Here is a 21,356-nt window from a genome sequence, read left to right as displayed (position 1 = left end):
GACTGTTTTTCCTGAAAGTCGGGTTCCAGGATTGGCACTACAACAACTGTTTGAATCAGTAACCTATTGATATACCTGCCTATAGAAGCTCCATTGAAGCGTCGCTTTACAACATCACGATACTGTGATGTTAGCCAAGATGGCAACTCTGAAGGCCAAAACGTGTCACTACAAGAAAACCAAAATCACTAAAAATCAATCACTTATATTAATATCTGTCGAACCCGGGAGCACCAAGTGACGAGGTGCCTAACAAGTCGCTCCAGTCGTACGACTAGCCTGCTATGCGGCTTTGTCGTTGTTGTATATCAATAAAATCTCAATGGCCGCTTATGGCCGAAAGCCGACATCATCAATACTGAGGATGTCGGCTTTGATTACAACCTCCCAACCCACTCACCCTCACCACTACCTCGTTACCGCCTCATCCAGCATCCCGCGCCCCGTCTCCACCAGTGTGAGCTAGTCCCTCGCGCGGGTGATGCCGGTGTAGACCAGCTCCCGGGTGAGGATGGGGTTGGGGGCGTCGGAGAGCAGCAGGGCGGGGCGGTGTGGGTGAAATCCGAGCCTTGGCTCTGGAGTTAAAGTTACGTCGAAAGCTCGTGCTCGATGGCGGTGGCCACGAACTGATTAAGGCTTTGTCCCTTGGCCGTGGCGGCATCAACGGCGTTTTTGTGCAGCTCTTCAGACAGGCGCACCTGGAACTTACCGGAGTAGGACTTAGTGGGCTCGATGCCTCGCTCCCGACACTCATCAAGGAAAACGCACAGCGAAACACCGCCTTCCTCACGCAGCTTGGCCACGCTGTCGGCGTAGAAGTCGGCACTGCCGTTAAGGCCAGTAAACTCGCCGCGGAACATCTCGATATCCGGGTCGTACTGGATGACGGCGCGATAGCCGTCGATGATCATGATGTTGTTCACGGGGTCTCTCCGTTCTCTTCCAACCACTTGCGGATGCTGGCCACTGCGCCCTTGTCGGTATCCGGTGAGGGGTGGGGCCGATGGAACACGCGCACCTCGCCAAACAGCACAACGGCGATACGCGAGCCCTCCCGTTCCTGGATGTCTGCGCCCAGCGCCCTAAACAGCGACTCGATGTCGCTCCAGGGGATCGATCCCGGCGTAGGTCGGCTGAAGATGGCGGCCAGCGTCTTGGCGTGTTTTCGTTTCATGCTCCAATGGTACTGAATTTTAGTACCAAAGGCCAGGGCGCGCCACAACAGCTGGCCTGCGATAGGATGAGGGGGAGCTTTGCAGCACAATCAAGATTATGGCGCTTAATCTTGGCCTGATGTTATCCCCAACCCGCTCACCCTCACTACCTCCCTCGTCACCGCCTCATCCAGCATCCCGCGGCCCGTCTCCACCAGCGTTAGCCAATCGCGTGCGCGGGTGATGCCGGTGTAGACCAGCTCGCGGGTGAGGATTGGGTTGGGCGCGTCGGGGAGTAGCAGGGCGGTGTGGGTGAATTCCGAGCCCTGAGATTTGTGTACCGTCATGGCGAATACGGTTTCCACCGCCTGCAGGCGGCTGGGTAGCACCCATTTGATGTCGCCGCTGCCGTCGCTTGCCGGGAAGGCGACGCGTAGCAGGGAGCGGCCGGGCGGATCAATGACGCTGCGGGCCTCAGGCACGGTGAGGGTGATGCCGATATCGCCGTTCATCAGCCCCAGGCCGTAGTCGTTGCGGGTGACGAGCACCGGGCGGCCTTCGAACCAGCCCTGTTCCAGCTCCAGGTCGCTGGCCTTGAGCCAGCCGGCGCGGCGCAGGGCGCGACCGATACGCGGGTTCAGTCCTTCGATGCCCCAGGTGCCTTTCCTCAGCGCACACAGCAACTGGAAGTGGCCATGGGCGGCGAGCACCTGGCGGGCCCAGTCGTCATAGGGCTGGCGTGCTTCGCCTTCGCCGAAGAAGGGTTGTGCGGGGCGCGCTGCTTTCATCACTTCAAGGTAGTGGCCGTAGCCGACCGGTGGCGCGATGGGTTCGCTACGGCGGTCGTGGCGGCCTTCACTGCTATTGGCGAAGCCTGTCGGGTTGCCGTTCACCACGAGGCGGTCCAGCGCTGGGTCGTCGGCATCCGCCAGGGCGAGACGGGCAATATCGGCGTAGCCCTGCTGGAAGATCTTCCGTACGGCGCGCTTCTTTTCCTTCTGCCCATGATCGGGACCAAGCGGGCGGTTGACCGCTTCGGCGAGCTGGCCGATGCCGCTTTTCGCATCGAAGCGATGGCTTACCCGCAGCATGGCGATGGCCTGGTCCAGCGGCAGGCCGCTCTCGTCTCGGTATCGTTCAGGAATCGGCGTGCCAGTCACCCGTTCCAGCCAGTCGCAGGAGGCCGGGGTGTAGTGGCCGCCTTCGGCGCGCTGGCAGAGGTCGCCGAGTACGGCGCCGGCTTCCACCGAGGCGAGCTGGTCCTTGTCGCCGAGCAGGATCAGCCGCGCCCTGGGCGGCAGGGCGGTGAGCACGGCGGCCATCATCTCGATATCCACCATCGAGGCTTCGTCGATCACCAGGGCGTCCAGCGCCAGCGGGTTGCCGGCGTAGTGGCGGAAGTGACGGGTGTCCGGTCGCGAGCCCAGAAGGCGGTGCAGCGTGGTCACTTCGGTGGGGATGCTGTCGCGCAGGGTTGAGATATCCACACCCTGTTGGCCCACGGCGGCGGCCAGTTCCACCAGCGAAAGCCCCTGCACCTGCTTGGCGATGGATTCGTTGAGGCGTGCCGCGGCCTTGCCGGTGGGGGCGGCCAGGCGAATGCGCAGCGGGCGTGGGGCCTGATTGGTGGCGGGCTCGCCGAGGGCCAGTGCCTGCAGCAGGGCGAGCAGCTTGACCACAGTGGTGGTCTTGCCGGTGCCGGGGCCGCCGGTGATCACCGCGAAGTGTGCCTGGGCGGCGAGGGCGCAGGCGATTTTTTGCCAGTCCAGCTGATGTTGCTCTGGGAAGAGGGTGTTGAGGGCGGTGGAGAGGGTTGCTGTGTCGGTGGCGTTATCCGGGCGCCTATCGGCGCCAGTCGTGAGCTGAAGCTTCCTCCTACAGATTTCATCGCTTGTGCTGGAGGGTAAGGCATCATCCGGGCGCCTGTCGGCGCCAGTCGTGGGCTGAAGCTTCCTCCTGCAGATTTCGCCGCTTGTGCTGGAGGGTAAGGCGTCGTCGCTTGTGCCCAGTCTTGCCGAGATTTGGTGGCGAATATCCCGCTCGTACTGCCAGTAGCGGCGCAGGTAGAGTCGCACGTTGCCGTCGCGCTCGCTGCGCACCAGCGGCGTGTTGCCGGGGCCACTACCGTCCCCCACCAGGGCGGGATGGTTCAGGGCGGCGCGCCAGGTGGCGAGGTCGAGGTCTGCCAGCAGGTCGCTGGGCAGCGGCGGCGGGTCGCTGAAGTCGTCGCCTTCCGGCGGCAGCGAGAGCGCCAGGTCGGGCGCGGCCAGGGTCTGGGCGAGATCGAGGCAGACGTGGCCGCGGCCGAGCTGATGGCTGGCAAGGGCAGCTGCGAGCAGCAGCAGGGGAGGGGCGTCGCTCACTTCACGCTGGAAGAAGCTGGCCAGTGCCCGGTCCAGCGCACGCAGCCAGCCGCGCTCCACCCAGCGGTCGAGCAGGGCGAACAGCGCTTGGGTGTCGTGAAGCGCGGTTAGGGGCGGTTCCGGCCTGGTGGGTTCGCTCTTGCCTGGTGCGTCGCCAATGCCTGCTTCGGTGCTAGCGTTTGATTCGTTGCTAATACCTACCTCGTTACTGGCGCCTGATTCCTCACCGAGATCGGCGAACAGGTCCGGGGTGGCGTCATCGTGGTTCTTGCTGCGCTTGCTCATGCCGACGCCTCCGTTGCCTGGGTGGCGGCGCTCGCCGCTTGAGTGTCGCTCCGGAAGAGCGCATCCATCGCTTCGATCAGCTGGCGCGGGGGGCGCTCGGCGTGCACGCCGCGGCTCTCGGTATTGGCGCCACGCAGGAATACGGTGAGCGAGCCGCCGATGTGGCGGTCGTAATCGTAGCCCGGCAGCCGCGCCTTGAGCAGCCGGTGCAGGGCCAGCAGGTAGAGCGCGTACTGCAGGTCGTAGCGTTTCTCGGCCACGGCCTGGCGCATCGCCTCGGGGCTGTAGGCGCTGTCGTCCGGCCCCAGGTGGTTCGATTTCCAGTCGGCCACGTAGTAGCGCCCTTCATGCTCGAACACCAGGTCGATGAAGCCCTTGAGCATGCCGTTGAGGGTGTCGGCATCCAACGCGGGGCGCGGCAGGCTGGCACCTTCGCTGCCATCCGGGTTGGCGAGTGTGTAAGCACTTACGAGGGCGTCCAGCCGGCGGGTGTCGACCTTGCTGGCGGCGAACCAGAATTCCATCTCCACCTGATAGCTCGTCAGCGTCTCGAGCGTAAGGCTGCCTGCGCCATTGGGCAGCGGCAGCGGGGCGGCGAGCAGGGTGCCGAACCAGGAATGCAGGGTATTCAGCCACGGCTGCCAGCCGCGCACCTGGCAGCGGCGGGCCAGGGTCTCCTCGCGCAGGGCCGGATCGCGGGCCACGCGGGCGAAGCCCAGCTCGCCGGCCCATTCGAGAATGCCGTGCAGGAAGGTGCCGGGGCCGGGGCCCCTCGGAAACCTGTGCAAGGAGGGCAGCGGTTCGCTCTGGCCGCTGTCATGGGGCTCTTCAATCACTTCCAGCGCGGTGGCCTCCATAGCGGTGGCCGGCTCGGGCAGGCTGCCGTTTCGCTGCGCTTCGCTGTCATGGGGGGTAGAACGTAAGTCAGCCCTTACTGGGGCGCTTACCATTTCGCCCGAGAGGCGCAGCGCCGAGTAGCTGGCGATCCACCAGTGCTCGCGGGCGGGGCGTGCGGGCGTGCGCGCTTCGCCCAGGGCATCGTCGCGCTCTGTCTGGGTGACGATCTGGGCGTGGGCCGGCGGTGCCGGGGCGATCTCGATGGCGGCGCAGTCCCCCTTGAGCTGCTTCAGTGCTTCTTCAAAAACACTGGGCCCGATGGGCGCGCCATTGGCCAGCAGCTGGCCGATGGCGCTGCCTTCGCCGCCCTTGAGCGGGGCCATGCCGAGCCAGTTGGCGTGGCGCGCCCGGGTCAGCGCCACGTAGAGCTTGCGCAGGTCCTCGCCCAGGCGCTCGCGGTCGACGGTGGCCAGGGTTTCCTCATCGGCCTCCAGGCTGATGCGCAGGCGGCCCTCGGCGTCGTGCCAGCGCAGCGGCGAGTCGTCCTTCTTCGTCGGGCGGTGGCTGCAGATAAAGGGCAGGAACACCAGCGGGTACTCCAGCCCCTTGGACTTGTGAATGGTGATGACCTGCACCAGGTCGGCGTCGCTCTCCAGGCGCAGCTTGTGGGTGTCGCCCTGGCCTTCGGGGTGGGCGATGGATTCGGCGAGAAAGCGGATCAGCGCGTGTTCGCCGTCGAGCTCCTGGCTGGCGTGCTGTAGCAATTCGCCCAAGTGTAACAAATCCGTTAGGAAGCGTTCACCCTCGCTGGCAGGCCCGCTCGACAGCAGTCGCGTCGCCACGTCGAAGTCGTGGATGATCTTGCGCACCAGCGGCAGCACGCCCTGGCGCTGCCACAGGCGGTGGTAGTCGCGGAACTGCAGTACGCGGCTTTCCCAGGCCAGTTCATCTTCGTTCAGCTTGTCCAGCGTGGCGATATCGAGCCCCAGCACCGGGGTGGCCAGGGCGGTACGCAGCAGCCGGTCGTCTTCAGGCGCTGCACAGGCGCGCAGCCAGGCGTCGAGCTGGGGGGCGACCGGCGAGGCGAACACCTTGTCCTTGTCGGAGAGGTAGACGCTCTTCACCCCACGCCGGGCCAGTGCTTGGCGGATCGCCCGCGCCTCGCCCAGGCCGTTGACCAGTACCGCCATATCGGAGGGCTTGAGCGGCTTGAGGGTGTCCTCATCCTTGAAGCCGGTACGCTCCGCCTGGCCTTCGTTGAGCAGCTCGACCATATAGGAGGCGCAGCGCTCGGCCATCACGCCGTGGTAGGCGGTCTTGGAGAGCGGCTCGTCGCTGTCGAGCTGCCACAGGGTCATGGCTGGCAGCGGCTGACCCTGGCGGGTAAGTGAGTCCTTGCGTCCTTTCGCGCCCACGGGAAGAAACGGAACCGGGTTACTGCCATCAGCCTCCTTGAACAGGAAGGCACCGGGCGGGTGTGCCTCGGCGAATTCGAAGCAGCGGTTCACCGACTCGACCATCGCCTCGCTGGAGCGGAAGTTGGTGCCCAGGGTGACGTGGCGGCCTTGGGTGTCGCGGCGTGCGCGCAGGTAGGTATGGATGTCGGCGCCGCGGAAGGCATAGATCGCCTGCTTTGGGTCGCCGATCAGGAACACGCCGGTCTCAGGCGAGTTCTCGCGGATGCGGTACACGCAGTCGAAGATGCGGTACTGCACCGGGTCGGTGTCCTGGAATTCATCGACCAGGGCGACGGGAAACTGTCGGCGGATCTGCGCGCCCAGCGCCTCACGGTTGGGGCCGGCAAGCGCCCGGTCGAGATGCGTGAGCAGCTCGTTGGGGCCCATCTCGGCGCGGCGTTCCTGCTCGCGGTCGAGCCGCGCGCGGCACCAGTGCACGGCGTGGGTTAGCAGGTCGGCGTAGGGATCGGGCAGGGCGTTGAGTTCGTCCTGCAGCGCTTCCAGCGCGGCCAGGGCCGGGTGGTTCGGCGGCTCGCCCTTGAGCCAGATATCGGCCATGCCCTGGGGCGTGAGGCGTTTCCAGGCGGCGTCAGTGAGGCTGGGCCAGGTGGCATCCCCCTGAGACCAGTCGCGCAGGGCGCCGAGCCAGTTGGTGCGGCTGCGGGCATTGAAGCTCTGGCCCTTGAAGGCCTTCTGCTGGGCGGCCTCTTCGAACAAATCACCCAATTGCTCGATCCACGTGGCCCACGGCGCCTTGAGCTCTGCTAGGCGCTTGGCGGTCTCGTGCTGGGCGTTGGCGACCGTTTCGACCGGGGGCGGGGCGCCCTTGTTCAGTGCCTCGGCTTCAGGCATCAGCCCGCGCACCGCCTGGTGCAGCTGTTCGGGCGTGCTCCAGTGGCGTACTACGCTAGCCAGTTCGTCGGTGTTGAGCGGGTAGTAGAAGCTGCGCCAGTAGTCGCGCACCACTTCGAGCTCCAGCTCGGTCTGGTCGTTTTCCAGGTCGAGGGAGAACAGGCTGCCGCTGTCGAAGGCGTGCTCGCGCAGCATGCGGTAGCACCAGCTGTGGATGGTGGAGACGGCGGCCTCGTCCATCCATTCGGCGGCGAGCTGCAGGCGCCGGGCGCAAGCGGGCCAGGTGGCGGGATCGTATTGGTCGCGGAGGGCGATGAGGAGTGGATCTGCTTGCTGCTGGGTGGCAACCGGGGCTGACCCCGGCGCCCCGTGTTCAGCATCGTCAGCCGCTTCGCCAGCAGAACTCCGCGGAGGCGCTGTGAACCCGTCCCTGGGCGCTACATTCTGCATCCCTGCAGAATGACCTCCGCTCTGTTCTGCTCCCGAAGCTTCGGCAAGGCCGGGCGCGGTTTCGGGCGCCTGTGGAGAGAGAAAGACTCCGGCGGCTTCCACTAGCCTCGCACGAACCCGCTCGCGTAGCTCCTGGGTGGCGGCGTTGGTGAAGGTGACGACGAGAATTTCCGGCGGCGTCAGCGGGCGCTCGAAGGCAGCCTCGTCGGCCTCCGAGCGGGCGCCGAGCACCAGGCGCACGTAGAGCAGGGCGATGGTGAAGGTCTTGCCGGTGCCCGCGCTGGCTTCGATTAAGCGGCTGCCGTGCAATGGGCACGCCAATGGGTCTAACTGAGTGACCTCGCTCATCCCTTGCTCCCCGCTTTCTTCTCTTCTGTCTTCTTCCCGCTCTCTTTCTTGTCGCCTTTGACGGCCAGGTGTACCGGGGCGAGAAGCCGTTCGGTGAGTTCGGCAAAACCGAGTCTGTCCTGGCGGGCTTCGTAGAGCCGGGTGAAGGTTGGCGAGCGGTGGGCGAGGTAGGCGTTGCGGCCCACTTCGCCAGCGTTGTAGTCGTCACCCTCGTAGGTCTTGCGGGCAGCGTGCCAGGCGTCGCTGTCGCGCTCGGAATCGGGCGTACCCAGTTTGCTCAGCCAGACGAAGGCGGTATCGCAGGCCAGCGGCAGCGGCTCGCGCATGCCGGCCTGCCAGGCTTTGACGATCTCGCGCAGGTGGTCGCGGGCGAGTTCCGGGTCGAGGGGCGGCAGTGTCACGTGGCCCGCCTTGGAGAGCAGTCTCGTCGTCAAAGGGTGGCCTTCCAGATGACCGGCCAGGTGCGCTACCCAGTGGCGCAGGATGTGTTGCCAGTGGTACTTGCCCTTCTTGATCAGGCTGCTGCTGACCAGCACCAGGCGGCAGCGGCGGCCCTCTGCGTCGCGGCGCAGCTCGTCGAGCCAATCCTCTAGAGGCGGGGCACCGGGCACGTTGAGCTGCACCGGCTCGGGCTCTTCGATGGCGTGGGGCCACTCGTCCAGCGCCGCCTCATAGGCTTCGAACAGTTCCGGCATCGGTTCGGTGAGCTGCTCGCGCATGCGCTCGCCGAAGGCGCCCATGGCCAGCACGCCTTGGCCCTGCAGGCGGTCGAGGGTGGCCAGCATGGCTGGCTCGCGGGGTTGGTTCTCGTCCACGGCGCGGCGCTGCTCGCGGATCAGCAGGTCCTGCAGCTGCCAGTTTCCGAGGCCGTCCAGGGCGAAGGGCTCGTGGTCGAGGCTGACGATGTCCTCGCGCTCCAGGAACACCTTGAGGCGGGTGGTAAAGAAGGCCTTCGCCGGGTCGCGCAAAAAATTACCCAGTTGGTGCAGTGTCAGCGGCGTGTCCTGTGTGTATGCCTCCAGGTCGAGGGGCGCTGCTTCCGCCGTCGCTTCGCCATGTGACTGTCCATGCGCTTGGCCATGAATGTCGCGCCACTCATGGGCGTAGGTAAACAGCCGCCGGGCCGAGACGTTGCGCTGGGCCTGCTGCGCCTCGGTAGGGAAGTAGGTGCGGCTGAAGGGTTGCAGTGGGTGCGCGGTGGTGAGCGAATCGAGCAAGTCGCTGCCGTCGTTTTCGTCATTATCTGTGAGGCGCCAGCCGGCCTGGAGATGGTCGCGCAGCTGACCGACCAGCACCGAGGGCGGCTTCTCGCCGTTGTCGACGATGCTGCGGCCGACCCAACTGACGTAGAGCTGCTCCCGGGCGGAGAGCAGCGCTTCCAGGAACAGGTAGCGGTCGTCTTCGCGGCGCGAGCGGTCGCCGGGGCGGTAGTCGCCGTTCATCAGGTCGAAGTCCATCGGCGGCTGGCTGCGCGGGTAGTCGCCGTCGTTCATGCCCAGCAGGCAGACGCGCTTGAAGGGGATGGCGCGCATCGGCATCAGGGTGGCGAAGTTGACGGCCCCGGCCATGAAGCGCTGGGACAGGCTCGACTCGTCGATCTGCCCCAGCCAGTGCTCGCGTACCACGGAGAGCGGAAGGTCGCGGGTCAGCCCGGCCTCCTCGGTGCTCTCCTGCCACTCCTGCAGCTTCTGTTCGAGCTGGGCCAGCATCAGGCTGTCTTCGGGCGTGTCGGCGAGGAAGCTGGCTTCCAGCAGGGCGCGCAGGCGCTGCACCCAGCCGGTCACGTCGGTGGGCTCGCGTAGGCTGCGCCACTGCTGCTCCAGGGTTTCCAGCAGCGCGGCCAGGGGGCCGGCCAGTGCCGCTTCCAGCCCGCCGATGTCGTCGAAGGGCTCGATGCCCTGCCACGGGCCGCTGGCGGCCTCGCCCACGGCGTAGCCCAGCAGCAGCCGGCGCAGGCCGAAGGCCCAGGTGTTCTGCTCCATGCCCTGTGGCAGGTCGAGGCTGCCACGCTGGCTGGCGTTGAGCCCCCAGCGGATGCCGGCGCCTTCGATCCAGCGGCGCAGGGTCGGCACGTCGTCTTCCTTGATGCCGAAGCGCACGCGCAGGGCGGGCACGTCGATCATGTCGAGCAGGTCGCTCACCGAGAGGCGCAGCTCCGGCAGGCGCAGCAGCTTCTCCAGCGCGATCAGCAGCGGCAGGCGGTGGCGGCTGCCCTGGTCGGAGAGCGTAAAGGGAATGTAGCGCGGGTCGTCGCGGTCGAGCTGGCCCCGCGCATATTGACCAAACACCGCCTGCACGTGGGGCGCGTAGTGGTCGATGTCCGGCACCATCACGATCACGTCGCGGGGCTTGAGGCTGGGGTCGGCGCTGAAGGCGGCGAGCAGCTGGTCGTGGAGGATCTCCACCTCGCGCTGGGGGCTGTGGGCAGCGTGGAAGACGATGGAGTCGTCGCGGCTGGGGTCCACCGCCGGCCAGGTCTCGCGGGTCTCGTGCAGCGGGCGCAGTTCGCGGATGTCGTCCTGCAGCTGCTGCAGCAGTCGGCCGTCCCCTTCGCGCACGAAGGGTTCGAACAGGTCGATGCGCAGCGAGTCGGCGGCGAACAGGCGCTCGTACTGCTGGGCGTCATCGTGCTCGTCGAGCAGGCGCAGGTAGTCGCGGCCCTGCTTGCCCCAGGCGGCCAGCAGCGGCTGGGCGTGCAGGTGCAGGCTTTCCGCTCCGTCGCCATTAGCGTCAGCGTCGCCAAGGCCGAGCACGTCGAGCCGGGCGGGCATGCCGGCCTTGCGCTGCTGCCGGTAGCGCTGGGCACGGAGCAGGTCCTTGTGTTCGATGATGTCGGCCCAGTAGTGCTGGCAGGGGTTGTGTACGCACAGCACCACCTGGCAGCAGCGGGCGATGGAGGCCAGCGCTTCCAGCGACTGCTGGGGCAGCGACGAGATGCCGAACACCATCACCCGCCTTGGAAGACCAACGGGGCGATTATCGCCATCGAGCTGGCGCGCCGCCTCGAGGAAACGCCGGTGCACCATGGCGCGGCTGGAGGCCACGCCGTCGTCGCCCACGTCCTCGATGAGCGCCCGCCACAGGGCGGGCTGCCAGCGCTGGGTGTCGGGAAGCGGGCTGGCCTGGCCGCGGGCGGAGATCAGCACGTCCTCGCCGCGGCCCCAGGCGTCGAGCCAGTCGGCGCGGTAGACCTGGTACTGATCGAACAGATCGGCCAGGCGCTCGGCGAGCTGGTGATGCTTGCGCAGGTCGCTGTCGCCTTCGAGGAAGCGGCGCAGCGGGGCGAATTCGTCGCGCGGCATCAGCTCGGGCAGCAGGCGCAGCAGCCGCCATATCAGGTGCGACTTGTCGAAGGGCGAAGTGGCCGGCACCGCGTTGGGGTCGCCTTCCACGTGGTTGAGTACCGCGCGGTAGGCCTGCCACAGGAAGCGCGCCGGCAGGGTGACATCCAGCGCGGCGGCGATGCCGCTGCCGCCGTCGGCCTCGTCGGCGGCCAGCGCCAGCTTCATCCACTGGCCGATGCCGTTGCTCTGCACCAGGATCGTCTCGTTCTCCAGCGGCGCCAGCGGGTGGCGCTTCATCCACTCCACCGCCACGCCGCGCAGGTCCTCCAGGCGGTTGCCGTGAACGACCATGAAGCCGGGGGTAAGGGCATTCTCCTGGGGGGCGGCGAACGGCATGGCGGGTCCTTGCTGCATACATGAACTCAGCCATGTTGCCATAAATACAGTTTTGCAGTTTTACAGGTTCAAGCATTTACAGTCATGCGGTTCCAAGCCGTGATGTCTATACGGATAGGCGCTTGTCTGGCCGAAAACTCTGAGGCATGGTCTGGAGATCGTGTGTTGCACTCCTTCATCAAGGACGACCATGGCCTATGACCTCAGTGAACGCCTGGTAATCGGGCTGGCATCCAGCGCCCTGTTCGATCTGGCCGAGTCCGACCGGGTCTTCCGCGAGCAGGGGGAGGCGTCCTATCGCGTCTACCAGCGCGATAACGAGAACACGCCACTCGGTACCGGCGTTGCCTTCCCCTTCATCAAGCGCCTGCTTTCATTGAACGAACTCAGCCCGGACAATCCGCCCATCGAGGTGGTGCTGCTTTCGCGCAACGATCCGGAAACCGGGCTGCGTGTCATGAAGTCGATCGAGCATCATGAGCTGGGCATCACGCGGGCGATCTTCCTGCAGGGGCGCTATCCCCATCGCTTCATTCCGGCATTGAATATCAGCCTCTTCCTTTCCGCCAATCGCCAGGATGTCGACCAGGCGATCCTGGCGGGGCACCCGGCGGGGCAGGTGCTGTCATCGGGTGATCTAGATCTGACCGATGAGGAGGAGTTGCGCATCGCCTTCGACTTCGATGGCGTGCTGGTCACGGATGAGTCCGAAACCATCTACCAGCAGCAGGGAATCGAGGCATTCCGCGAATACGAGCGGGCCAATGCCCAGGTACCGTCCGAGGCGGGCCTGCTGGCGGTATTCCTGCGCAAGCTGGCCCACATCCAGATGCTGGAGAAGCAGCGCGAAGAGGAAACCCGGGGTGGCTATCGCCCCAGGGTCAGGGTGTCCATCGTGACGGCCCGCAACGCGCCGGCCCATGAGCGGGTCATTCATACCATGCGTAGCTGGGGCGTGACCGTCAACGAGGCCTATTTCCTCGGCGGCATCGCCAAGGAGCATGTTCTCGGCATCATCAAACCGCATATCTTTTTCGACGACCAGGCCTCCCACCTCTCGGCCACCAGCGATACCCTGCCGTCGGTGCATGTGCCGTTCGGGCAGCTCAATCAGGGCCTCGTTGTCGGCGATGAAGAGCCTGCCCGGCCACTCCCTCCACTGTCTGAAGATAATTTTCCATGAGCGACTATCCTGCTAGATAGGCACCGCTTAGCAGAGCGCCATCTTTCCTCTCTATCCGCGGGACGATTCGCCCACGCCGATGCCAACACGTCTTGACGATGCAGGATCGCATCCCGTGCCGCCACAGTTCCGGGTGTCACGGCCACAAAGGAAGTGAAAACATGAAAAAGCGTTCTTCTCCCCAGGCCCCGAGCGGTTCGCAGGACCTGTGGCGGCAGTCCGCCACGACACTGGCGGCCCTTATCAGATCCGGGGAAGTGTCGAGCCGCGAGGTGATCGATGCCCACCTGGCGCGGATCGAGGCGGTGAACCCTGAGCTCAATGCCGTCACTGTGATGCTGCGCACGTCGGCCCGTGAGGCGGCGGACGCGGCGGATGCCCAGCGCAAGAAGGCGGGCAAGCGCGATCTGCCGCCTCTGCACGGGGTGCCGATCACGGTGAAGGAGAATATCGATTGCGTCGGTACCCCGACCACCTTGGGCCTGGCCGCGAACGCCAAGGCATTGCCGGAACAGGATGCGCCGGTGGTCGAACGGATGCGTGCCGCTGGCGCCATTCCCATCGGGCGCACCAACATGCCGGAAATGGGCCTGCGGATTTCCACCAGCAACCCGTTCAGGGGGCTGACGCTAAATCCGTGGAACGCACAACTGACAGCGGGAGGCAGCAGCGGTGGTGAGGGCTCGGCCGTGGCGTCCGGCATGTCGCCGCTCGGCATCGGCAACGACATCGGCGGTTCGCTGAGAAATCCAGCGTTCTGCTGCGGTGTCGCGGCGCTGAAGCCCACCCAGGGGCGCATACCTTATGGTAGTTCCGGCGACGGCTTCCTGAGCGCCCAGGTAATGCTGACCGATGGCCCCATCGCCCGTAGCGTTGCCGATCTCAGGCTCGTTCTTGAGCAGGTTCACGGGCAGCACGTGCGCGATCCTCGCTCGGTCACGGTGGCGCTGGAAGGCCCGCGAGTTTCGCGTCGTGTTGCCATGGTGACATCGCTGCCTGGCAGTGTGATCGACCCGGCGATTGTCGCTGGCGTGCGGGCGGCAGGCGAGGCGCTTGCCGCTGGCGGTTACCAGGTGGAGGAGGGGATACCGCCGGAAATCGAGCTGATCAACCATCTCTGGACGCAGTTCCAGATGTCCGACCTGAGCCTCACGGCCGAGTCGATACGGCCCACGCTCAGCGCGGAGGCCGCCATGCTCATGGATGCCCTGATCGCCAGGATCGATCCGTCGGTGACGCATGCCGCGCTGCATCAGGAGCGTTCGCGTCTCGGCCGGGCCTGGGCGGCGTTCTTTGCGGAGTATCCGTTAGTCCTGGGGCCCGTCTGGCCGTCGGCACCGTTCATGCACGATGCCGATGTCGTCTCGCCAGCCGGCAGTGACCTGATGCTGGGCATGCAGTGGTTCGTGACCCCCGGCAACCTGCTCGGCTTCCCCGCCGTCGTGGTGCCGACCCGGCCTATCGACAACGCACCGATGAGCGTCCTGCTTTACGCCGACCGCTTTCGCGACGACCTGGTGCTGGAGGCTGCCGACGTCATTGAAGCGGCATTCGGGCCGTGCACGCCGGTAGATCCGTTCGTCTCCTAGTTAGGCGGGTGCCTGTCGGTGGAAATGACCGGCAGGCCCGCGAGGTCGACGTTCCCGTGCTGGCTGGTCAGCGTCAATCGGCTTTGGCTTCCCTGCTGCTGGGCAATGCCCTCAATACGATGGTCCAGGCAGTCATAAACCCGGACGGACTCCCCGGTCTGCACGACGAGGCGCCGAGCCTGAGCAAAGTAGGCGTAGCGTAAACCGTTCTGTTCGCCGGTCGCGTTGGGTGCGCCGAGTGCCGATGGCCACCAGGTCGTGTTCTCTTCCGCGGCGGCCCAAGCCGACTGCTGGGCAGCTGTCTCATCACCTGACTCACCACCCAATTCATCACCTGACGCATCCTTCATCTCGCCAATCATCTCGCCAATCTCTCGACATAGCGCATCCACACGGGCGTTCAAGGGATGGTCGATGGGGCCGCTGAGCATCAGCATGCCGCCCTGCATCCATTGGCCGGGGCCGCCGAACTCGGGGTGCGAAAACATCGCCATCTGGCCATCACCGTCGGCCACGGCCGAAACCATGTGCGCAATGGCGTCGCGACTGAAATCATGCCGCTTGGCAAGTGCATCGACGACCTGGGAATTTAGTGAGTGCATGATGGTTCTGCTCCAAGTTCGCCCGCCAGTTTTTTATCCACCAGCTCAAGCCGGTCCTGACCCCAGAAGGGTTCCCCCTCGACGTTGTACCAAGGGACGCCGAAGCAGCCGGCCGCGATGGCCTGTTCGCAGGCGTCATCGAGCCGACGCTGCCCCATTTCCGATTCCGACGCCTCCAGCAGCGCCTGGCTGCTGAGGCCGCAGGTGTCGGCGATATCACCTAGGGTGGTGAGGTCCGCAATATCGCGATCCTCGGTCCAGCAGGCCCTGAATATCGCCAGTGACAGTTTGGCAATGTCGTGTCCCTGGGCCTTGGCGGTCAGTGCCAGGCGCGCCGCTGGACGGTCGTCGGTGGGGAAGTACTTCGGTTCCACGTTGAGCGGGATGCCAATCTGCTGCGGCCAGCGTTTCAGCTCCGCCATGCGGTAGGCCTGGCGCTCGGGCGACCGTTTGGGCAGCGGCAGGCCGCCGGTCCTGGGGAATATTGCGCTGATCGTGATCGGCACGTAGTCGATGGTGGCGCCGTGGCGGGCGGCGATCTCACCCAGCCGGGCATGGCCCAGATAGGCCCAGGGCGATACCTGGCTGAAGTAGTAGGTGATGCGCTTGGACATATCGATGCTTCCCGGTGCTGTCTCGATGTCCCCTAACGATAGATGTCCTGGTAATTTTTGCGCAGCTCATTCTTCTGCACCTTGCCCATGGTGTTGTAGGGCAGCGCGTCGACGAAGAGCACCCGCTTGGGCTGCTTGTACTTCGCCAGCCGGTCCTTGAGGAAGTCGATGACATCCCGTTCGTCGAGTCGGGCGTGGGCTTCCGGCACCACCACGGCGGTGACGCCTTCGCCGAAGTCCGGGTGGGGCACGCCGATCACGGCGGACTCTTTCACCCCCTCGATCTCGTCGATCACTTGCTCGACCTCCTTGGGATAGACGTTGTAGCCCCCGGAAATCACCATGTCCTTGTCGCGGCCGACGATATGGACGTAGCCGTGCTCGTCGACCATGGCCAGGTCGCCGGTGACGAAGAAGCCATCCTCCAGCAGCTCCTCGCGGGTCTTCTCGGGCATCCGCCAGTAGCCGATGAAGACGTTGGGGCCGCGAATCTCGAGCATGCCGATCTGACCATTGGGGAGCGGCTCATGGGTTTCGCGGTCGGTGATGCGGTACTCCACGCCAGGCAGCGGCATGCCCACGGTGCCGGCGCGCCGCTCGCCGTCGTAGGGGTTGGAGAGGTTCATGTTGGTCTCGGTCATGCCGTAGCGCTCGAGGATGGCATGGCAGCTCTTCCGTTCGAATTCCCGGTGGGTCTCGGCGGTGAGCGGGGCCGAGCCGGAGACGAACAGCCGCATGCTGGCGGTGGCCTCGGGAGTCAGCCGTGCATCGGCTACCAGGCGGGTATAGAAGGTCGGCACGCCCATCAGCACCGTGCCGCGGGGCATTTCCTGGAAGATGACGTCGGCGTCGAAGCTCGGCAGGAACAGCATGCTGGAGCCGGCCATCAGGGTGACGTTGCAGCCAACGAACAGCCCATGGGTGTGGAAGATCGGCAGGGCATGGATCAGGCGATCCTCGGCGGTAAAGCGCCAGGCCTCGGCCAGGGTGGCGGCATTGGAGCCCAGGTTGCGGTGGGTCAGCATGGCGCCCTTGGAGCGCCCGGTGGTGCCCGAGGTATAGAGGATCGCCGCCAGGTCGTTCTGCTCACGCGGCTCGATGGCATCAAAGGGCGTGGCCCGCTGGGCGGCCTCCATCAGGCTGCCGTCGCCGTCGCTGCCCAGGGTTTCCACCGCCGGGCAGCCTGTCTCGCCGGCCACCGCCCTGGCCTGCTCGAGGGCGGCCGGGCGGCAGACGAACAGCGCCGGTTCGGCGTCGGCAAGGAAGTAGCGGACCTCGTCGGCGGTATAGCCGGTATTGAGCGGCAGGAAGACGCCCCCGATCCGCAGGCAGGCGAGATAGAGCAGGATCGCCTCGGGGCTCTTGTCCACCTGCACGGCAACCCGGTCGCCGGGGGTGACACCCTGCGCGGCCAGGGCACCTGCCAGCCGGCCGCTGGCGGCCAAGGCATCGGCATGGCTGTAGCGGCGGCCGTCACGGGTGGTGATGAAATCGGCATCGCCGCGTTCCTGCATGCGGGCGGCGAAGGTCTCGAAGAGGTTCTGGCTCATTTCCGTCTGTCTCCCTTGGCCCTTTTCCTGGCGAGTGAGTCATGTTGCACCAGGCTGGCTGGGCTGCAAAGTATCGGTCGCTGATCACCGGATTGTTCTTGTACAGGAAGAAGTATGTGTACAGTTTATTCCGTTTTGCGTGGAATTACCGGGAAATTAACAAGACAATCCTCGGAATGAACAAGCAGCCATGGGGCAGGAGGCCTAGGGTTTAAAGGCAGAGGGCTGTCGCTCATCAGGAGCGGTGGTGTTCGCCTTGCAAGAAACAAATAATGTACAAGAATAGGGAGTTCGACATGATCTTCAAACTGTCAACAACCGCCGTTGCGGTCAGTGCCGCGATGCTGACCCTGTCTGCAGGTACTGCGCTTGCCTCCAATGGGGAAAGCCTGGGCAGCGACCCGATTCGTATCGTCATGCCCTATGGTGCAGGGGGCAGCACGGATATCACCGCTCGCATCATCGCAGCCAATGCGGCGGAACACTGCGGCAGCCGTATCGATGTGGTCAGCATGCCGGGCGCAGGGGGCATGGAAGGGCTGCAATTCGTCGCCGATGCCGAGCCCAACGGCCATACCATCCTGATGGCCGATTATTCCGCCACCATCACTCAGACACTCACCGAGGACACTCCGTGGGAAGTGGAGGACTGGGTGCCCATCGTCCACCTGACCGACTGGAAGCCCACCGTCTACGTCAAGGCCGACCACGATATCCAGAGCATCGAGGACTGGATCGAGCTGGCAGAGGCCGAGCCGAACAGCCTCGTCTTCGGCCATGCCGATCCGTTGAGCCTGGTGCACCTGCCGCTGGTGATGCTCGAGCAGGAAACCGGCATCCAGAACGTCCACCTGCCGACGACTGGCGGCGGCGAGACCCGCACCATGATTCTGGGTGGTCATATCGACCTCGGCATGACCCTGCCGCCCTCCATCGTCTCCAACGTCAATTCCGGTGAGGTAACCGCCATCGGTGTCTTCGCCGACGAGCGCTCCGACGTGCTGCCGGACGTACCCACCTTCCGTGAAGCCGGGTATGACGTCTCCTTCGAGGCACCGCTGCTGGTCTACGCCTTCTCCTCCGTGCCGGAGTCGATCCAGCAGGAGCTTTCCGAGTGCATCATGCAGGGCCTCGAGACCGATACCGCACAAACCATGTCCACCCAGGCCTCCGCTGGACTGGACAACGTGCAGGGTCTGGAAAGCGCCCAGGCGATCTATCGCGACACCACCCAGCGGGTCAAGGATGTCCTCGCCGCGATAAACCAGGACTGACACCCTCCCCTGGAAGCCCGGAGCCGAACCACTCGGCTCCGGCCGTCTGGTCGTGACCCTTCCAGCCTCGCCGGAGAGCGCTGATGCTTGATCTTCTCATTGAGGCCAGTGCGCTGGCCTTTCATCCCTATGTCTTGATGTACGTGATGCTCGGGGTGCTGCTTGGCATTACGCTGGGTGCCATCCCGGGCCTGTCGGGCGATATGGCCATCGCCCTGTTGCTGCCCTTCGTCTTCTTTCTCGAACCGGCCATGGCGATGGGCCTGCTGGTGGGCATCTACAAGGGGGGGCTGTTCGGCGGTTCGATCGCGGCGATCTCCTTCGGTGTCCCCGGGACACCGGGTGCGGCGGCTACCAGCATCGACGGCTATCAGGCCAAGCTCAAGGGCAAGCCGAGCAAGGCGCTGCACACCGCGCTCTACTCCTCGGTCATCGGCGATACTACCAGCGACCTGGTGCTGATCTTCATCGCCGTACCGCTGGCGGCGGTGGCGCTGACTTTCGGGCCGATCGAGTTCTTTGCCCTGTATGCCTTCTCGTTGATCCTGATCGCCGCCCTGAGCCAGGGCATGGTGGCCAAGGGCCTGGCGGTGGCCGCCATCGGTATCCTGCTGGCCATGATCGGCCGGGATCCCATCACCGGGGCGACGCGACTCACTTTCGGCATGCCGGGACTCTCCGGTGGGCTGAGCCTGATCCCGGTGCTGATCGGTATCTTTGCCATTTCCGAGGTGGTCATCCAGGGCTCGAAGCTATGGCGGCGCAAGGTCGACAAGCTGATGGACGACGTTGCCGAGCAGGCAAGCCTGCTGCAGGGCTATGACATCAGAAAGGACAAGCTCACCTGGGCCGAATTCAAGTTCACCCTCAAGGCCACCTACATCGGTGCGGCGGTGGGTACCTTCATCGGTGCGCTACCGGGGGCGGGGCAGTCGCTGGCGGCCTTCATGAGCTATGGCTTGGCTCAGCGTTTCTCGCGCAAGCCCGAGGACTTCGGCAAGGGGTCGCTGGAGGGGATCGCCAGCGCCGAGTCCGGCAACAGTGCCACGGCTGGCTCAACCTTCATTCCGCTGTTCGCCTTCGGCATTCCAGGAAGCGCCACGGCGGCCCTGTTCGGCGCGGCCTTTATCCTGATGGGCATGACGCCGGGGCCAAGCCTGCTCACCGACAACACGGAGATCATCTATGCGCTGTTCCTGACGCTGATCTTTGCCAACCTGGTGAACCTGGTACTGGGCAAGGTTCTACTGCCCTACTATTCGCGAATCGCCATGATCCAGCCTGGCTTCATGATACCGGGGGTATTCATCCTGGCCATTGTCGGCACCTACGCGGCCAACAACTCGGTGGTGGATGTATGGGTGCTGCTTTTCGCCGGAGCGCTGGGCGTGACCCTGCGGCTGATGAGCTTTCCGTTGGCGCCGCTGGTGCTTGGTTTCATCATCGGACCGGGGGCCGAGCGGGCGCTGCGTCAGTCGATGATCATGGGCGGTGGTGACTGGGCAGTGCTGATCAAGAGCCCCATTGCAATCGGCTTCTACGTGGCTGCCTTCGCACTGATACTGCTGTTCACCTTCGCCTTGAGGGCCAAGAAATGAATCGCACAATCGTGAAAGAGTTGCTTTCGGCGGCGGTCATGCTTTCACTCGGTATCGCGGGCCTGATCCACATCCAGTACGGGGCCTGGCGGCCGGCACCCCTGGTGCCGTCCTATATCATGCCGCAGACGGCCTACTACTTCCTGATCGGCTCGGGGTTCTGGGTGCTGGCGATGCTGGGGTTCTTCACCCTGCGTAAACGAGCGTCGGCGCTCGAGCGGCCGGATGCCAGGGACCAGGACCTGGTCGCCATCGGCCTCTCCTCGGGCCTGATGCTGGGTGGCGCCATCATCTACTTCTGGCTGGTGCTCAACCTGGGGCTGATTGTCTCCACCGTGGCGTTCAATGCCGTGCTGATCGCGGTGCTGGCGCCCAATCTCAGCCTGAAGGGGCTGCTGATCGTGCCGCCACTGATGGGGGCCGCGGTATGGCTGCTGTTCATCAAGATGATCGGCATGACGCTGCCGTCGCCCTTGCTGTTCTAGAGCGGAGGGTTTTGCACGAAGGCTGGATGCTGCGCGGCCCATGGCGGCAGGCCGCCGTGGGCAGGTGGTGTCGATTCACTCGGCCAGGTTGGTGACCGGGCGGCCCGCGGCGAAGGTGAGCAGGTTGTCGAAGGCATCGCCGAAGTAGAGCTCGTAGCTGTCCTTCTCCACATAGCCGAGGTGGGGCGTGGCGAGGAAATTGGGCAGCTCGAGCAGCGGGTGGTGGGTCACCGGCTCCACGTCGAACACGTCAACGGCGGCCTGGCCAGGCCGTCCGGCGCGCAGCGCCGCCTCCAGGGCGCCAGCCTCGACCAGCGGGGCGCGGCTGGTGTTGACCAGCAGGGCGGTGGGCTTCATGCGTGCCAGATGATCGGCAGTGACGATGCCGCGGGTATCGGCGTTCAATCGCAGGTGCAGGCTCAGCACGTCGCTGCGCTCGAACAGCCCTTCCTGGCTTGTGGCGACCTCGATTCCATCTTCGGCGGCTCGCGCCCGGGTGCCCTCGCGCCCCCACACCAGCACCTTCATGTCGAAGGCCTGGCCGTAGCGGGCGATCAGCTTGCCGATCTTGCCGTAACCGAAGATGCCCAGGGTGCGGCCCTTCAGCCCGGTGCCCAGGGTGCGCTGCCAGCGTCCGGCCTTGAGGTTCGCGAACTCCTGGGGAATATGGCGCATGGCGGCCATGACCAGCCCCCAGGTGAGCTCGGCGGCGGCATGGGGCGAGCCGGTGCCTGCCATGACCGTGATGCCGTGGCGGCGGCAGGCATCCATGTCCACATGGGTCGCGCCGCCACCGGTCTGGCTGATCACCTTGAGGTTGGGCAGGCGCGCCAGCAGTTCGGCGGTGATCGGTGTGCGTTCTCGGATCAGCACCAGCGCCTCGGCATCGTGGAAGCGTTCGACCAGGGCATCCAGGTCGGTCACCGTATCGTTGTGGATGGTGACATCCTGGCCTTCCAGCTTGGCGAAGGCATCGAGGGTGCGCACGCAGTCCTGATAGTCATCGGGTATCACGATCTTCATTCGGTAGTCCTT

At 65.1% G+C, this 21,356-nt stretch carries 14 protein-coding genes and 1 pseudogene; 5 read left to right on the top strand and 10 right to left on the bottom strand.

All coding sequences use genetic code 11. The annotated features are described in order from the left end of the window. Positions 1-352 precede the first annotated feature (352 nt). From KZO25_RS20215 to recC, 6 genes and pseudogenes are all read right to left on the bottom strand, one after another. Positions 353-578 (bottom strand): annotated as a pseudogene (locus KZO25_RS20215) (ATP-binding domain-containing protein); the annotation flags it as partial. A 9-nt stretch (positions 579-587) separates the two neighbouring features. Then, positions 588-923: a type II toxin-antitoxin system HicB family antitoxin gene (locus KZO25_RS04870; protein ID WP_223136083.1), complete on the bottom strand. Its 336-nt coding sequence runs from the start codon at positions 921-923 to the stop codon at positions 588-590. Further along, positions 920-1,174, bottom strand: a complete 255-nt coding sequence (locus tag KZO25_RS04865) for a type II toxin-antitoxin system HicA family toxin (RefSeq protein WP_066444310.1) — start codon at positions 1,172-1,174, stop codon at positions 920-922. The genes KZO25_RS04870 and KZO25_RS04865 overlap by 4 nt, the downstream gene beginning before the upstream one ends. A gap of 105 nt (positions 1,175-1,279) precedes the next feature. Further along, on the bottom strand, positions 1,280-3,802 hold the full coding sequence (gene recD, locus KZO25_RS04860; RefSeq protein ID WP_223136082.1) for an exodeoxyribonuclease V subunit alpha: 2,523 nt from the start codon (positions 3,800-3,802) through the stop codon (positions 1,280-1,282). After that, positions 3,799-7,746, bottom strand: coding sequence for an exodeoxyribonuclease V subunit beta (recB, locus tag KZO25_RS04855; RefSeq protein WP_223136081.1), 3,948 nt, complete (start codon positions 7,744-7,746; stop codon positions 3,799-3,801). Before recB ends, recD begins: the two co-directional genes overlap by 4 nt. Continuing rightward, positions 7,743-11,444, bottom strand: a complete 3,702-nt coding sequence (recC, locus tag KZO25_RS04850; RefSeq protein WP_262488842.1) for an exodeoxyribonuclease V subunit gamma — start codon at positions 11,442-11,444, stop codon at positions 7,743-7,745. The genes recB and recC overlap by 4 nt, the downstream gene beginning before the upstream one ends. 172 nt (positions 11,445-11,616) lie before the next feature. Between recC and KZO25_RS04845 the strand changes: the two genes are divergently transcribed. Both KZO25_RS04845 and KZO25_RS04840 read left to right on the top strand, forming a co-directional pair. Next, complete coding sequence (locus tag KZO25_RS04845; RefSeq protein ID WP_223136080.1) at positions 11,617-12,609, top strand: 5'-nucleotidase; 993 nt, start codon at positions 11,617-11,619, stop codon at positions 12,607-12,609. Positions 12,610-12,770: 161 nt separating this feature from the next. After that, a complete protein-coding gene (locus tag KZO25_RS04840; protein WP_223136079.1) occupies positions 12,771-14,198 on the top strand; it encodes an amidase in 1,428 nt (475 codons plus the stop codon). Here the strand turns inward: KZO25_RS04840 and KZO25_RS04835 are convergent. Genes KZO25_RS04835 through KZO25_RS04825 form a run of 3 tightly spaced genes read right to left on the bottom strand, consistent with a single transcriptional unit; the run spans position 14,195 to position 16,964 of the window. Continuing rightward, positions 14,195-14,800 (bottom strand): SHOCT domain-containing protein, encoded by a 606-nt coding sequence (locus KZO25_RS04835; RefSeq protein ID WP_223136078.1) that lies wholly within the window; start codon positions 14,798-14,800, stop codon positions 14,195-14,197. The two genes, KZO25_RS04840 and KZO25_RS04835, sit on opposite strands and share 4 nt — an antisense overlap. Beyond that, a complete protein-coding gene (locus KZO25_RS04830; RefSeq protein ID WP_223136077.1) occupies positions 14,788-15,414 on the bottom strand; it encodes a 2-hydroxychromene-2-carboxylate isomerase in 627 nt (208 codons plus the stop codon). Before KZO25_RS04830 ends, KZO25_RS04835 begins: the two co-directional genes overlap by 13 nt. Before the next feature lie 32 nt (positions 15,415-15,446). After that, positions 15,447-16,964 (bottom strand): malonate--CoA ligase, encoded by a 1,518-nt coding sequence (locus tag KZO25_RS04825; RefSeq protein WP_223136076.1) that lies wholly within the window; start codon positions 16,962-16,964, stop codon positions 15,447-15,449. A 296-nt stretch (positions 16,965-17,260) separates the two neighbouring features. Between KZO25_RS04825 and KZO25_RS04820 the strand changes: the two genes are divergently transcribed. The 3 genes from KZO25_RS04820 (at position 17,261) to KZO25_RS04810 (ending at position 20,321) form a co-directional block, all read left to right on the top strand. Beyond that, positions 17,261-18,238, top strand: a complete 978-nt coding sequence (locus KZO25_RS04820; RefSeq protein WP_066452169.1) for a Bug family tripartite tricarboxylate transporter substrate binding protein — start codon at positions 17,261-17,263, stop codon at positions 18,236-18,238. A gap of 83 nt (positions 18,239-18,321) precedes the next feature. Next, positions 18,322-19,836: a tripartite tricarboxylate transporter permease gene (locus KZO25_RS04815; RefSeq protein ID WP_066444338.1), complete on the top strand. Its 1,515-nt coding sequence runs from the start codon at positions 18,322-18,324 to the stop codon at positions 19,834-19,836. Further along, a complete protein-coding gene (locus KZO25_RS04810) occupies positions 19,833-20,321 on the top strand; it encodes a hypothetical protein (RefSeq protein ID WP_223136075.1) in 489 nt (162 codons plus the stop codon). The genes KZO25_RS04815 and KZO25_RS04810 overlap by 4 nt, the downstream gene beginning before the upstream one ends. Before the next feature lie 75 nt (positions 20,322-20,396). On the opposite strand, the gene KZO25_RS04805 is transcribed toward KZO25_RS04810, so the two are convergent. After that, on the bottom strand, positions 20,397-21,344 hold the full coding sequence (locus tag KZO25_RS04805) for a D-2-hydroxyacid dehydrogenase family protein (RefSeq protein ID WP_223136074.1): 948 nt from the start codon (positions 21,342-21,344) through the stop codon (positions 20,397-20,399). Between the last annotated feature and the right edge of the window lie 12 nt (positions 21,345-21,356).

It is taken from the genome of Halomonas sp. ANAO-440 (genome assembly GCF_019915905.1).
GTDB classification, from domain to species: Bacteria; Pseudomonadota; Gammaproteobacteria; order Pseudomonadales; family Halomonadaceae; genus Halomonas; species Halomonas chromatireducens.
This window is presented reverse-complemented; position numbering and strand designations above follow the sequence as displayed.